This window comes from Paraburkholderia panacisoli, from assembly GCF_008369935.1.
In the GTDB taxonomy this organism is placed as follows: Bacteria; Pseudomonadota; Gammaproteobacteria; order Burkholderiales; family Burkholderiaceae; genus Paraburkholderia; species Paraburkholderia panacisoli.
Genome location: NZ_VTUZ01000005.1, coordinates 122,866 through 135,465 on the forward strand (window position 1 = coordinate 122,866; position 12,600 = coordinate 135,465).

13 protein-coding genes are annotated in these 12,600 nt (G+C 65.7%); 3 read left to right on the forward strand and 10 right to left on the reverse strand.

Annotation, left to right across the window (positions count from 1 at the left end):
* Nucleotides 1-17: 17 nt before the first annotated feature.
* Together FVF58_RS09220 and mdlC are read right to left on the reverse strand one after the other, a co-directional pair.
* On the reverse strand, nucleotides 18-1,469 hold the full coding sequence (locus FVF58_RS09220; protein WP_149669597.1) for an aldehyde dehydrogenase: 1,452 nt from the start codon (nucleotides 1,467-1,469) through the stop codon (nucleotides 18-20).
* A gap of 33 nt (nucleotides 1,470-1,502) precedes the next feature.
* A complete protein-coding gene (gene mdlC / locus FVF58_RS09225; RefSeq protein ID WP_149669598.1) occupies nucleotides 1,503-3,161 on the reverse strand; it encodes a benzoylformate decarboxylase in 1,659 nt (552 codons plus the stop codon).
* A gap of 103 nt (nucleotides 3,162-3,264) precedes the next feature.
* Here mdlC and FVF58_RS09230 point away from each other — a divergent pair, with 103 nt between their 5' ends.
* From FVF58_RS09230 to FVF58_RS09240, 3 genes are read left to right on the forward strand one after another with little or no spacing between them, the layout of a single operon-like run.
* Nucleotides 3,265-4,182 (forward strand): LysR family transcriptional regulator, encoded by a 918-nt coding sequence (locus FVF58_RS09230; RefSeq protein ID WP_149669599.1) that lies wholly within the window; start codon nucleotides 3,265-3,267, stop codon nucleotides 4,180-4,182.
* A gap of 3 nt (nucleotides 4,183-4,185) precedes the next feature.
* Nucleotides 4,186-4,509: a rhodanese-like domain-containing protein gene (locus FVF58_RS54675; protein ID WP_425468940.1), complete on the forward strand. Its 324-nt coding sequence runs from the start codon at nucleotides 4,186-4,188 to the stop codon at nucleotides 4,507-4,509.
* A gap of 30 nt (nucleotides 4,510-4,539) precedes the next feature.
* Nucleotides 4,540-6,609, forward strand: coding sequence for a putative bifunctional diguanylate cyclase/phosphodiesterase (locus tag FVF58_RS09240; RefSeq protein ID WP_149669600.1), 2,070 nt, complete (start codon nucleotides 4,540-4,542; stop codon nucleotides 6,607-6,609).
* 44 nt (nucleotides 6,610-6,653) lie between these two features.
* Here the strand turns inward: FVF58_RS09240 and FVF58_RS09245 are convergent, their stop codons facing one another.
* From FVF58_RS09245 to FVF58_RS09280, 8 genes are all read right to left on the reverse strand, one after another.
* The gene (locus FVF58_RS09245; protein WP_149669601.1) at nucleotides 6,654-7,124 is read right to left on the reverse strand and encodes a bactofilin family protein; all 471 of its coding nucleotides are present in this window, start codon (nucleotides 7,122-7,124) and stop codon (nucleotides 6,654-6,656) included.
* Nucleotides 7,125-7,243: 119 nt separating this feature from the next.
* Nucleotides 7,244-7,654: a hypothetical protein gene (locus FVF58_RS09250; RefSeq protein ID WP_149669602.1), complete on the reverse strand. Its 411-nt coding sequence runs from the start codon at nucleotides 7,652-7,654 to the stop codon at nucleotides 7,244-7,246.
* A complete protein-coding gene (locus FVF58_RS09255) occupies nucleotides 7,647-8,627 on the reverse strand; it encodes a M23 family metallopeptidase (RefSeq protein ID WP_149669603.1) in 981 nt (326 codons plus the stop codon). The genes FVF58_RS09250 and FVF58_RS09255 overlap by 8 nt, the downstream gene beginning before the upstream one ends.
* Before the next feature lie 330 nt (nucleotides 8,628-8,957).
* Nucleotides 8,958-9,878, reverse strand: a complete 921-nt coding sequence (gene dapA, locus FVF58_RS09260; RefSeq protein WP_149669604.1) for a 4-hydroxy-tetrahydrodipicolinate synthase — start codon at nucleotides 9,876-9,878, stop codon at nucleotides 8,958-8,960.
* 232 nt (nucleotides 9,879-10,110) lie between these two features.
* Nucleotides 10,111-11,196 carry a site-specific integrase gene (locus tag FVF58_RS09265; protein ID WP_149669605.1) on the reverse strand — a complete coding sequence of 362 codons (1,086 nt, stop codon included), beginning with the start codon at nucleotides 11,194-11,196 and terminating at the stop codon, nucleotides 10,111-10,113.
* Nucleotides 11,197-11,198: 2 nt separating this feature from the next.
* Entirely contained in the window at nucleotides 11,199-11,447 is a 249-nt protein-coding gene (locus FVF58_RS09270; protein ID WP_246216991.1) for a DUF4224 domain-containing protein, read from the reverse strand.
* 303 nt (nucleotides 11,448-11,750) lie between these two features.
* A complete protein-coding gene (locus tag FVF58_RS09275; RefSeq protein ID WP_149669606.1) occupies nucleotides 11,751-11,936 on the reverse strand; it encodes a hypothetical protein in 186 nt (61 codons plus the stop codon).
* 389 nt (nucleotides 11,937-12,325) lie between these two features.
* Nucleotides 12,326-12,577: a hypothetical protein gene (locus tag FVF58_RS09280; protein WP_149669607.1), complete on the reverse strand. Its 252-nt coding sequence runs from the start codon at nucleotides 12,575-12,577 to the stop codon at nucleotides 12,326-12,328.
* Nucleotides 12,578-12,600 lie beyond the last annotated feature (23 nt).

The window sequence follows — 12,600 nt, forward strand, 5'->3', positions numbered from 1 at the left end:
ATCGCGGCCCCTCCGGGTCAGAACGGATAGTGGCGCGGCGCCGTCTGCAGCGTGATCCAGCGCAGATCGGTGAATTCGGCAATCCCCGCCTTGCCGCCAAAATGGCCGAAGCCGCTCGCCTTCACACCGCCGAACGGCATCTGCGCTTCATCGTGCACGGTCGGGCCGTTGATGTGGCAGATGCCCGACTCGATGCGCTTCGCGACATTCAACGCGCGCGCGGTATCGCGGCTGAACACCGCGGCCGACAGGCCATACTCGTTGTCGTTCGCGCAGGCAATCGAGGCCTCTTCGCCGCGCACACGCACGATCGCTTTCACCGGGCCGAACGATTCGTCGTGATAGATGCGCATGTCGGGGCTCACGCGATCGAGCAGCGTAGCGGGCATCAGCGTGGTCTCGCTCTTGCCGCCGCACACCAGCGTCGCGCCTTTCGCGAGCGCATCGTCGAGCAGCGCGTTGCAGCGCTCCACCGTGCTCATGTCGACCACCGAACCGAGCACGACCGGCCCGTTGCGCGGATCGCCGAGCGGCAACGCGCGCGCACGCGCGGCGAGCCGGTCGACAAACGTATCGGCAATGCTCTCGTCGACGATGATGCGTTCCGTCGACATGCAGATCTGCCCGGAATTCGCGAACGCGCCAAATACGGCTGCGTTCACCGCAGCGTCGATGTCGGCGTCGTCGAGCACGATGAGCGGCGCCTTGCCGCCGAGTTCGAGCACGGCGGGCTTGAGATGGCGCGCGCACGTTTCGGCGATGATGCGACCCACGCGCGTCGAGCCCGTGAAGTTCACGCGACGCACCTGCGGGTGTTCGATCATCGCGTCGACGATCCGCGCGGCGTCGGCGGGTGTGTTCGTCACGAAATTCACCGTGCCGCGCGGCAAGCCAGCCTCCTGCATCGCTTCGATGATCAGGCCATGGGTGGCCGGGCAGATCTCCGAGCCCTTGAGCACGACCGTGTTGCCGCAGGCGAGCGGCAGCGCGATGGCGCGGACCGCGAGAATCACCGGCGCATTCCACGGCGCCATGCCGAGCACCACGCCCGCCGGCTGGCGCACGCCCATCGCAAGGCTGCCCGGCACGTCCGACGGGATCAATTCGCCGGCGATCTGCGTGGTGAGCGCCGCCGCCTCGATCAGGCCGGCCGCGGCGAGGTGCACATTGAAGCCGGCCCAGATGCCCGACGCGCCGGTCTCGGCCGCCATCGCGGCGGCAAACGCGTCGGCCTTCGCTTCGAGCGCGTGCGCGGCCTTCGTCAGCAGCGCACGACGCTCGCTCGGGCCGAGCGCCGACCACACCGGGAACGCGGCGGCGGCGGCATCGACGGCGGCCACGGCGTCTTCGACCGTCGCAGCCGGCGCGCGCGTGGCGACCTCGCCGTCGAGAGGGTTGCGACGCTCGAAGGTCGCACCGTTACGCGCCTGCACCTGTTCGCCGCCGATCAGCATCGATACGGTTTTCATCGTCTGTCTCCTTGTTCTGGTGGAAAGTGCCCGTTACGCGACCATCGCTTCGACGAGCATCGGGCCGTTTTTCGGACCGTGCATCGCGAGCGCATTGCGCAACACGTCGGCGAGTTTCGCCGCGTCGCTCACGCGCTCGCCGGGGCAGCCCATGCCCATCGCGAGCGTCACGAAGTCGAGACCCGGCAGGTCCGTGCCCTGCACCGTCTCGCCCGGCGCAAACCCGAATACGGGTGCGAAGTCCTGCAGCGCGGCGTAGCGCGTATTGTTCAGGATCACGAATGTAATCGGCAGCTGCATCTGCACCGCGCTCCAGATCGCCTGGATCGAGTACATGCTGGAGCCGTCGCCGATCAGCGCGATCACGCGCTGGCCCGGCCGCGCCAGCGCCACGCCGACCGCCGCCGGCATTCCGTAGCCGAGGCCGCCGCTGTCCATCGTGAGAAATCCACCGGCACGCGTGATGGGCAGGTAGGTTTGCATCACGGGCCGGGCGCTCGGCGCCTCCTCGACGACGATGCCTTCCGGATCGCGCACTTCAGCGAGCGTCTGCAACGCGAACGCCACCGACATGCGCTCGCCGCTGCCCGCCGGCGGCAGCGCGCGCGGCGGCACGGCGCGCGGCGCGGGCAAGTCGCGCGCTTTCGGCGCGGCGCGCGCGAGCAGATCCTGCACGCCGAGCCGCACGTTGCCGACCGCCGCGATGCCTTGCGGCGTCCACGCGGCCACGCCGGGGTCGTCGATCAACTGGCACAGCTGGGCGCCCAGCGGCACGTGTGGGCCGTTGCCTTCGACGTGATACGTAAACGCGGGCGCGCCGATCACGAAGATCACGTCATGGCCGCCAAGCAACTCGACGATGCGCTCGCGCATCGCGGGCAGAAAACCTGCAAACAGGCGATGGTTCTCGGGGAAGCTGCAACGGCCCGTCATCGGCGCGACATAGACTCGCGCGTGATGGCGCTCCGCGAGCCGCACGACGTCCGCCGTCGCATCCGCGCGATCCACCGCGCCGCCAACCACGAACGCGGGCCGCTCGCACGCGTCGAGCAACGCGCCGATGCGCTCGAGCATCGCGGGCTCGGGACGCATCGTGTGCGCGACCTCGCGCAGCGGCACGGGCTCGGCGGCCTGCTCCCAGTCGTCGGCGGGAATCGACACGAACACGGGACCGCGCGGCTCCTGCATCGCGATCGCGTACGCACGCGCTATCGCGAGCGGCACGTCCTGCGCGCGCGCCGGTTCGATGCTCCATTTGACGTAGGGCTTCGGCAACTCGGTGGCCTGCGTGGCGGCGAGAAACGGATCGAATGGCAGGATCGAGCGCGCCTGCTGGCCGGCGGTGACCACGAGCGGCGTACGGTTGCGAAACGCCGTGAAGATGTTGCCCATCGCGTTGCCGACACCCGCCGCCGAGTGCAGGTTCACCAGCGCCGCGTTGCCGGTGGCCTGCGCGTAGCCGTCAGCCATGCCGACCACCACGGCTTCCTGCAGACCCAGCACGTAGCGGAAATCAGCGGGGAAATCGCGGAACATCGGCAACTCGGTCGAACCGGGGTTCGCGAAGATCGACGTCATGCCGACGCGACGCGCGAAGTCGATGACCGCGTCACGTACGGTCCATGGGCGGGCGCAGCCCGCGCCCTGTTCGTTTGCCTGGCCGTGATTCTGTTGCGGCGCGCTGGGTGTCATGCGAGGCCTCCTGTCTGGTGAGCGCGAAAATCGAACGGTCATTATCGCGGTAGCCTGGGTCACCGAAAATTGCCTAAATCGTAAAAAGGCATTACCTTTCGGCATGACTTACAACCTCCAGCAACTTCAGGCGTTTGCGACGATCGTCGAGAGCGGCAGCCTCGGCCGCGCGGCGCAAGCCCTGCACATTACCCAGCCGGCTTTGAGCCGGACCATCCGGCGTCTCGAGGAACAGGTCGGCGCGCCGCTTTTCGAGCGCCACTCGCGGGGCATGCATCTGACCGCGATCGGCGAGGCGCTGCTGCCGCACGCCATCCTCCTGCAACGCGAAGCCGAGCAGGCACGCGAGGAAATCGACGCGTTGCGCGGACTCGCGCGCGGCACGATCCGCGTGGGTGCGGTGGGCAGCATCGCGAGCCTCGTGCTGCCGCTCGCGGTGAGCGGCGTGCTCGGCAAGTGGCCGAATCTGCGCGTGCAGATTATCGAAGGCGTATGGGACCGGCTCGCCGATGCGCTCGTCAAGCGCGAGATCGATCTCGCGCTCAGCATGGCCGTGCCCGACACCGGAGAAATCACGGCCATCGCCGATTGCCGCTGGGAAGACGCAAGCTACGTGGTCGCGGCGCCCGATCATCCGCTGCGGCGCAAGCCCCACCTCACGCTCGCCGACACGCTGGACGAACGTTGGGCGATTCCGCCGCGCGGCACCGGACCGTTCGAGCACATGCAGCGCGTCTTTGCGGACCAGGGCCTGGGCCTGCCGAACGTGGTTGTCGAAACGCGCTCGATCACCGTGTTGAAGAGCCTCGTCGCGCGCTCCGGTTTTTTGAGCTGGATGGCGTCGACGATGTATGTGACCGAGAGCAAGGCTGGCGTGTTCGATACGCTCGGCTTGCCGGGCGTTGTCGGGCGGCGCACGCTCACGGCGTTCCGACGGCGGCAAGGCATCCTGCCGAGCCCCGCGGTGAAGTTGCTCGAACAGTTGCGGCAATTGACGGCCGAGGGGGTCGACACCGCCTGACGCATGAAGCGCGCGAAGGGTACGCCAGGCTATGAGCGCGGACCGGGTTCGGCCGCGGCATCGCGCTCCTTGTCGGGTCTTGTGTTCACAGCCACTGACTTCCGCCATCCGCCGCTCATTCCCATTCCCGCCGCCGACAGTCCTGCGGCGCTCGCGAGCGGCGCGCCCGCTTTCGTGCTGCTCGACGTGCGCCGCCCGCCGCTGTTCGCGCAGAGCCACATGCGGGGCGCGCTCAACCTGCCGCACGGCAGGATCGTCCCCTGCCGGCCATCGGCTAAATATGACGATTGGCTAAATAAACCCCACGAACGGTCGATAACATGTTGACCCGCTTCCTTCCCGGCGGTTGGAACTAACATGCAGAGTTCATATAACTTTTGGCTCGTGGCGATTTCTTTCGTGGTCGCCACGCTGGCGTCATACACGGCGCTCGACCTGACCGGCCGCATTTTCCTGCTGGCGTCAGCGCGGCTGCGGCACGCGTGGCGCCTGGGCGGCGCGCTCGCGCTCGGCGTCGGCATCTGGTCGATGCACTTCATCGCGATGCTGGCGTTTTCGCTGCCGATCCCGCTCGGCTACGACCTCGCGACCACTGCCTGCTCGCTCGGGCTCGCGATCGGTGTGTCGTACCTGGCGCTATTCGTCACGACCCAGGCCCGGCTCACACCCGGCCGCCTGCTGGCAGGCGGCGTGCTGATGGGCTTCGGCATCGCCGGCATGCACTACACCGGCATGGCGGCGCTGCAGATGACGCCCGCGATCCACTACCAGCCGGCGTGGTTCGCAGGCTCGCTGGTGATTGCGATCGGCGCGTCGAGCGCCGCGCTGTGGATGGCGCAGGCGCTCAGCAATGACGAAGCGCGACACGTGGTGCGCAAGCGCTTCGCTGCGGCGCTGGTGATGGGCATCGCGATCAGCGGCATGCACTACGCGGGCATGGCCGCGGCCGACTTCGCACCAGGCGCCATCTGCGGCGCGGCCAAAGACGTGAATGCCGCATGGCTCGCGACCTCGCTGATCCTGCTCACGTTCGCGATCCTGATCCTCACGCTGATGCTGTCGCGCTTCGACGCGCGCACCAGTTTGCTCACCGGCGCGGTGTCGCGGCTGAACGGACAGATCGTGCGGCTCGCCACCCTCGACACGCTGACCGGACTGCCGAACCGCAGCACGCTGACCGAGCGCATCGAACGCGCGATCAACGGCTCGCGCCGTCAGCCCGCGTCGTTCGCGATCCTCTTCATGGACCTCGACGGCTTCAAGACCATCAACGATTCACTCGGCCACTCGGCCGGCGATGCCGTGCTGTCCGCGTTCGCGCAGCGCCTGCAGCACTGCGTGCGCGCCGCCGACACCGTCGCGCGGCTGGGCGGCGACGAATTCGTGGTGCTGGCGGAAAACCTCGGCTCGCGCGAAGACGCGGCCGCGCTGGCCGAAGCCGTGCTCGAAAGGATGCGCCGCGGCATGTGGGCCGATTCGCAGCCGCTGCAGGTCATGCCGAGCATCGGCATCGCGCTTTATCCGCACGACGGCGACACCGTGGAAACGCTGCTCAAGCACGCGGACGCGGCCATGTACGAAGCCAAGCGCGCGGGCCGCAGCACCTACCGTTTCTTCGAGCGCAGCATGAACGAGGCCGCCACGCGCACGCTGCAGATTCAGAGCGCGTTGCACGCGGGGCTCGCCGCGGGCCTTTTTTCGCTGGAGTTCCAGCCGAAGTTTCATGGCGGCAACGACTCGCTCGCGGGGGCCGAAGCGCTGATCCGTTTGCATCACCCGCAATTGGGCACCTTGACGCCGGCCGAGTTCATTCCGATCGCCGAGCGCTCCGGCCAGATCGTGCCGATCGGCTACTGGGTCGCGCGCGAAACCTGTCGGCGGATTCGCGGCTGGATCGAACAGGGTCTGCCGGCCATGAAGGTGGCGATCAACCTGTCGCCGCGTCAACTTCTGCAGCCCGACCTCGTCGCGAACATGCTGGAGATCGTCAAGGCCGAAGGCGTCGCGTGCGAACAGATCATGTTCGAGATCACCGAAACCGTGGCGATGCAGGACGCGCAGAAAACCGTCGAGATGATCCACGCGTTTCAGGCGAGCGGCTTTGAGATCGCGATCGACGATTTCGGCACCGGCTATTCGAGCCTCGCTTATCTGCAGCGTTTTCGCGTGAAGCAATTGAAGATCGACCGCTTCTTCACCAACGGACTCGACGAGCACGGCGCGGAAGGCAGCGCGATCGTGTCGGCCATCATCGCGCTCGCGCACTCGCTGGAAATGGACGTGGTGGCCGAGGGCGTCGAAACCGAATCGCAACTCGGGCTGCTGCGCTCGATGAGCTGCGACGAGATGCAAGGCTTCCTGCTCGGCAAGCCCGTCAGCGCTGACGACTTCGGCGCGCTGCTGAGGGGACGCATGATGGCCGCGTGAGCACGCCGGCTCGCTTGCAGTCTTGTTGCGGTACGCAGGCTGTGCTAGCCGGCCTTGCGTTCGCTATGCTCGCTATGTGCGTTATGTTCGTCGCGTGAGGATTCGTTCGCCGTGACCAGAAGCGGCGGCGCAGCCTGCACGATCTGCGCCGCTTCACGCCGCGTGAGCTTGCCGTCCACCGACGCGCCGCAATCCATCCTCAGTTGCTGGTAATAGATGTTGCCGACCACATGCGCGTTGCCCTGCAACTCGACGAAGTGATCGGCAATCAGATCGCCGACGATCCTGCCGTTGACCACCACGTCGTAACCGTGCACGGTGCCCTCGATCGAGCCACGGTCGCTCAGCACCAGCAGCGCCTGGCTGCCCGGCGCGCCGCTGACGTTGCCCTTCACGTGGCCGTCCATGCGCAGGCCCTCGCTGAACTGAAGGTCGCCTGTGATGCGCACGTCCTGGGCGATCAGGGTCGCGAGCCTGGTCTGTTCGATGCCCGTGTGTTTTTTCTTGCTAAACATAATGGTTTCCTGGAAATAAAAAGGATCGTCGCGTGATGGCGCTGGGCCGACGGGACGGGTGGTTTGTTGCGGTGGCTAGTTGAGGCGACTCGTCTAGATCGACCCGCTGCAGCGCTCGCTCAATGTCGCGGCGTGCCGGGCCGCGCGTTGCTCTGACCGCGCAAAAACTGCAATTCCGCACTGAGCCGGGCGACCTCGGCGGCGGCGCTGTCCGCTGCCTTCTGCACCGCCGCGCGCGCGGCCGACTCCTCCGCCAGCGCCAGCCGCGCACGGGCCAGCTCCGTCTGCTGGTTGCCTTCGTCGACGGATTCAGCCGCGCATGACTTCACCGCCGCGCCGCCGCGCGACGCGTGCCAGCCGGCCAGCGCGGTCGCGCCGAGCACGGCGCTGAGCAGACACGCGGCGGACCATAAGGCGATTCGCCAGGCCAATGGCCGCGCAGGCTGCAACGTATAGTCGCGCCGGCTGAGACCGTGCGCGATGCGGCCTGCCCGGCGATCGACGCGCCGGCCGATGCGCCACTCAGCCATGAGGCGTCGGCGCGAACAGCGCGAGGTAGTCGGCGGGATTGACCGGCGCGCCGTTGACGAGCACTTCGAAATGCAGATGCGGCCCCGTCGAGCGGCCGGTGGAGCCGACATCGGCAATATATTGGCGCGGCAGCACCAGCTCGCCGACATGCGTGACAATGCGCGACGCGTGACCGTAGCGCGTCGTGAGCCCGTTGCCGTGATCGATCTCGACCGCGTTCCCGTAGCCCGCCTTCTCGCCGGCGAACACCACGCGGCCGCCCGCGGCCGCCCGAATCGGCGTGCCGGTCCGGGCGACCAGATCGAGGCCCGGGTGAAAGCTCAATCGATGCGTGAACGGATCGCTGCGATTGCCGAACGACGAGCCAAAGCGAGCGCCGTCGACGGGCATGCGGCCGGGAAAGGCGGCGTACGCGAGCGCGTGATCGGCGGTCTGCTGCTCCAGCGCCGACAGCGTCGCGGCGATGCAATCGAGCTGTTCGCGCGTGTGCGCGGCATCGGCGCGGCCGCGCGTGAGCGGCACCAGCTCGCTGCAGCGCCGGGGCGGCAACGCGGGACCGCCTGCGCCGTCGGTGGACGACATGTCGACTGCGGACGCCGGGCCCGGCGTAGCCGGTGCACTCGGCGCACCCGATGCGCGCGGCGCCGGCCGCGGCGTATTCAGGCGAGCTTCGAAATCCCGCAACGTGTCGACTTGCGCGGTCAGCCGCGCGATGCGCGGCTCGATCTGCGCGACCGACGCGCTCAGTTTGCCGAGTTGATCGATTGCGTAATCGTGTTCGACGCGCTTGTCGCCGTGCGCGCCGGGCGCTTCATGGACCGGCCAATGCATGCCGATCGCAACGCCCCCGGCAAGCGCCAGCAGCGCCGCGCCGCAAGCTGCGCCGAGCGCGATCGACAGCGCCGTGCGGCGCGTGACGAAACGGACCGAGCCACTGGAAAGCCAGTTGCCGGCGTGGAACACGGAAGCCATTAACGGCTCCCCGCGCGCGCCGTGCCCGCGGTGCGAAGGCGTGCAAACGCGGCCCGGCGAACGCATGGCGACATGGACACCGTGAACGCGTGCACGACGCGACGCGAGGAGAAATGGGACAGGAGATTGGTGAACGGGACTGACTGCATACGACATCCACCGGACACAGGCCGGCGGCGGATAGATTACAAAGGGCGTCGAATATCGCCCGGCTGCGCGACGCTCCATCTCAAATACGGAGCGGCACGCGGACATGCCGCGTGCGGTGCATCAGCAACGTCCCGCAGGCGCCGCCGCCATTCCCGTTGCGCAAGCTGTGCGATGATCCGCTCAAGCCGATCGTTCGGTATCCTGCACGATTTCGTCAGGCCCATCGAGCATCTTGAGCCGCGCGGCTAGCGTGTCGCTCGCGCGCGTCATCGGCATGCGCAGTTCATCACGGATCAGCCCTTGCGCGGCGAGCAGTGACTTCACCGGCCCCGGATTCGGTTCGTCGAACGCCGCCTGGATCAGCGGCGTGAGCGCGTGAAAAATGCGTCGGCCCTCAGCGAGTTGCCCCTCGGCCAGCGCGCGATACAGCGCGACGAAACGTTCCGGGCGCAGATGCGCGGACGCCGCGATCGCCCCGCTGCCACCCAAACAAAGGGTGTTGAAGATCGCCATGTCGTCGCCGGCGAGCACTTGCAGGCGGCCGTCGCGGATCAGCGCGAGCGTGGTGTCGAGCGAACCCGCGCAATCCTTCACAGCGCGAATCCGCGGATGCGCCGCGAGCGTGAGCAGCGTGTCGAGTTCGAGCCGCACGCCGGTGCGGTACGGAATGTCGTACAGCACGACCGGCTTGTCGCTTGCATCGGCAAGCGCGGTGAAATGGCCGACAATGCCCGCTTGCGACGGCCGGATGTAGTACGGTGCGGCGATCAGCACGCCGGCGATCGGCAGCGGGTTCAGTTGCCCGATCCGCTCGCGCATGCTCGCCGTGTGATTGCCCGACACGCCGACCAGCACCGGCAGCGCCCGCGCGGCAGGCGCGTGATGAGCGGCGGCGTGTGCGACGTCGAGAATCGTTGCCAGCACGGCGTCCTGTTCGGCGGCGTCGAGCGCGGCCGGTTCGCCGGTCGTGCCGAGCGCGACCAGCCCGGCGATGCCCGCGTCGGCATAGCGGCGCACCAGCGCGCGCAAGGCGGCGTGATCGACGGCGCCGTCGGCGAACGGCGTGATGAGCGGAACCCAGATACCCGAAAAATCAGACATGCTTTTACCTCGATGACGCGACCGTATCGATTCCGTTCAGCGGTACGAGGGAAAACTCAGGGCAGGCCGCAGGCGGGCGGTTGACCGGCTATTCCGTCGCACATCTGACGACGGAACAGACGCACGATGGATTTTCATCCTGCTTTCCGGTCAATCCAGGCAACGCTTTCAGGATCTTCCTTTTGCACCTGTCTAATGCGCTGTCTAACCGCTGTCTAATAAATTGCTGACCTCACGCGCGCTTGGGAATTTTTAGACGTACCTCGCTGACCGGCACGGTTCGCCGCTTGATGTAATCCTCAGTCTGTTTCGACGTCGAGTGCGCGGCTGCTTCCTGCAGGTCTGTAATGTCATATCCAGCTTTGCTGGCGTCTGTTAGCCCCTTGGCTCGAATCGACTTTACCGTGTACCCCAAGCCCTGCAATCCTACCCGCTTGACGGCCCGAAGCCATGCTGCCCGAACGGCGGTGGCCTCATACTCCGACCCGTCTATCGCGTGGATGACGTTCGCCTCGCCGATGCGCTTCACCTTGCCGTCGATCTCCCTGATGCGAGAAATGACTGCGGCAATCTCGGGCGAGGTCACGATGTCTACTGCGATACCGCTAGAATCCTCAGTCTTGGTAGGCAGGAAGTGAATCACGCCTGCCGCCTCGTCGACCTGCGACCATTTGAGCAGCCGGATTTCGGTTGAGCGCTGCATGGTCAGATAGCACAGGTCGACAAAGCACTGCATCATCGCCCCGGTCTTCACGTGAGAGGTTAGGGTTTTGCCCCGCCAGGTGTACTCATAGCTGACCATCGCGGCGCGGATGGCGGAAAAATGCTCGTCTGTAATGTAGACCGTGCTCGGCTTTGGCTTCTTCAGCTTCACTTCTTTGCATGGGTTGGCGTCGATCTTGCCGTCATCGACGCACCACTGAAAGAATCCTGACAGGAACGCGCGCATCACGCGTTGCATCGGCAATTTGTCTTCGTATTTTGTCTTCAGCCACTTCGATACATGCGTTGGCCGAACATCTTTGACGTTCGCGTTCCGGAAACCGCTGCCGGCGTACTTGCCGTAGCTTTTCCACGCCCGCTCCTTGTGCTTCGCCTTGTGCAGTTGCACGTACTCGTCGATCAGTGGGCGCATGTCGCCCACCCCTTCCGGCCTCTCGAAACGCTTGCGCTCCTGGCCGAGCCGCTCGAGCAGTTTCGATTCGGGCTCGGTCTGTTCGCATAGCCTGATCCATTGACCGGTGCGCGGCTCGACCCAGTACCATGCACCGTGCTTCGGATAGACGCGCGGGTATTTTGCTTTTTTGCGTGTGGCCATGGTCAGTCAAAGCAGAGTTCAACGATTCCCGGGCCGTCGCCATTTGTCGCAAGCCCGACCTTTCTGGCCGCGAGCGCTTCATACGTCGACCAGGTCATGACGATACTGCGATCGTCGCGCTGCGTCACCGTCACGCCGAACTGATCCTTGAACCACTCCGCCTGCTTGGAGTAACGGCGTTTGCCGGTGATCTCGACGAGGTCGCCCGGCGACATGAGCCGACTAGCCATCATAGTCCCCTGGGTATTCATTCCCTACCTCCCAAACCCCAAATCCGTTTTGTGGTTTCGATTATGCGTTGTGCTGCTTCGATCATGCCGCCTGCTTCTCCGCCTTCATTGGGAGCGTCTGCCACTCGTACTGGCAGCATCGGCAGTGATGGACCAGATGGTCCCTGTTTGCGTATTCGTTCCAGGCGACGACTCGCGTCCACCGATATGAGGGCATGCCGTACTCCTTCGCCTGCCGACGCTCGCCCTTCGGCCAGAATCGACGCATCACGTTGGCGCTGCCGCACTTCGGGCACGGCAAGTCGCATGGTTTTATTTGATCGCTCACGCCTTCACCTCCACATACTCCGTTTTGATCATCGCGACCTCGGTCGCCCTAATCCTTCGCTCCGCTGCCTCAACTTCCGGCTTCCAGCGCCTGACCAACTCGCGGTCCCAGACCAACTGACACTCGCGGCACTCATCGCCCCACTTCACACCGTGGCTGCACTTGTCACCGATCATCTTCATAGTCTCCGCATTCTTCGCACGCGCTTGCGTATGCAACGCCGTGATCGCAGTACGTGTTGTCCGTCCAATGTCCTAGCCCGCAGTCATACGCATCTTCGAATGGCGCGAAGTACCAGCAGTCATAGAACTCTTCGAACATAACTTGCCAGCGACGCGACGCCTCTTGCGCTCGCTTCGCGATTTTTCGGATCTTCATCACGCCCTCCTAGCCCTAACCGGCTCCCGCACCACCCTCAACCCAACTAACGTCATCGTGACAGGCCCGTCAAAATAGTCCGCGGCCATCTGCACGCACTTCGAGCACACGTCGTGTACTTGCTGCGCGGTGGGTTGCTTTGATAGCGAGATTGAGCGGGCGGATTCGGTGAATGCGTGGAGGCTGTCATGAGTCATTCCGTCTCCTTCGTATAGCGCCCCGGACAACCGCCGCCCGCGTAGTCGAACCCGGCGCACCCGTTGTCGGAATGCTGGCAGGGATTGCCGCACTCAGACGAGCACGGAATGACAACCCGGCCTTTGGCCTTTTCGAGTGCGAGGAACGTTCGTGCTTCGGGAGCGCTCAACTCTTTCCCATCCTCAACGAAGAGGCCTTTATAGCCTTTGGGGTAGCGAGCATTGCGGATGAAGCCGTCGATGTTCATGCAAAGGCTGTAGGTTTTGCTTC

Coding starts and splice junctions, on each gene's coding strand:
- dapA (WP_149669604.1), bottom strand. CDS start 9,878: ATGTCTGATTTTTCGGGTATCTGGGTTCCGCTCATCACGCCGTTCGCC.
- FVF58_RS09250 (WP_149669602.1), bottom strand. CDS start 7,654: ATGGCTGAGTGGCGCATCGGCCGGCGCGTCGATCGCCGGGCAGGCCGC.
- FVF58_RS09255 (WP_149669603.1), bottom strand. CDS start 8,627: ATGGCTTCCGTGTTCCACGCCGGCAACTGGCTTTCCAGTGGCTCGGTC.
- FVF58_RS54675 (WP_425468940.1), top strand. CDS start 4,186: ATGAAGCGCGCGAAGGGTACGCCAGGCTATGAGCGCGGACCGGGTTCG.
- FVF58_RS09275 (WP_149669606.1), bottom strand. CDS start 11,936: ATGAAGATGATCGGTGACAAGTGCAGCCACGGTGTGAAGTGGGGCGAT.
- FVF58_RS09240 (WP_149669600.1), top strand. CDS start 4,540: ATGCAGAGTTCATATAACTTTTGGCTCGTGGCGATTTCTTTCGTGGTC.
- FVF58_RS09245 (WP_149669601.1), bottom strand. CDS start 7,124: ATGTTTAGCAAGAAAAAACACACGGGCATCGAACAGACCAGGCTCGCG.
- FVF58_RS09280 (WP_149669607.1), bottom strand. CDS start 12,577: ATGAACATCGACGGCTTCATCCGCAATGCTCGCTACCCCAAAGGCTAT.
- FVF58_RS09270 (WP_246216991.1), bottom strand. CDS start 11,447: ATGAATACCCAGGGGACTATGATGGCTAGTCGGCTCATGTCGCCGGGC.
- FVF58_RS09230 (WP_149669599.1), top strand. CDS start 3,265: ATGACTTACAACCTCCAGCAACTTCAGGCGTTTGCGACGATCGTCGAG.
- mdlC (WP_149669598.1), bottom strand. CDS start 3,161: ATGACACCCAGCGCGCCGCAACAGAATCACGGCCAGGCAAACGAACAG.
- FVF58_RS09220 (WP_149669597.1), bottom strand. CDS start 1,469: ATGAAAACCGTATCGATGCTGATCGGCGGCGAACAGGTGCAGGCGCGT.
- FVF58_RS09265 (WP_149669605.1), bottom strand. CDS start 11,196: ATGGCCACACGCAAAAAAGCAAAATACCCGCGCGTCTATCCGAAGCAC.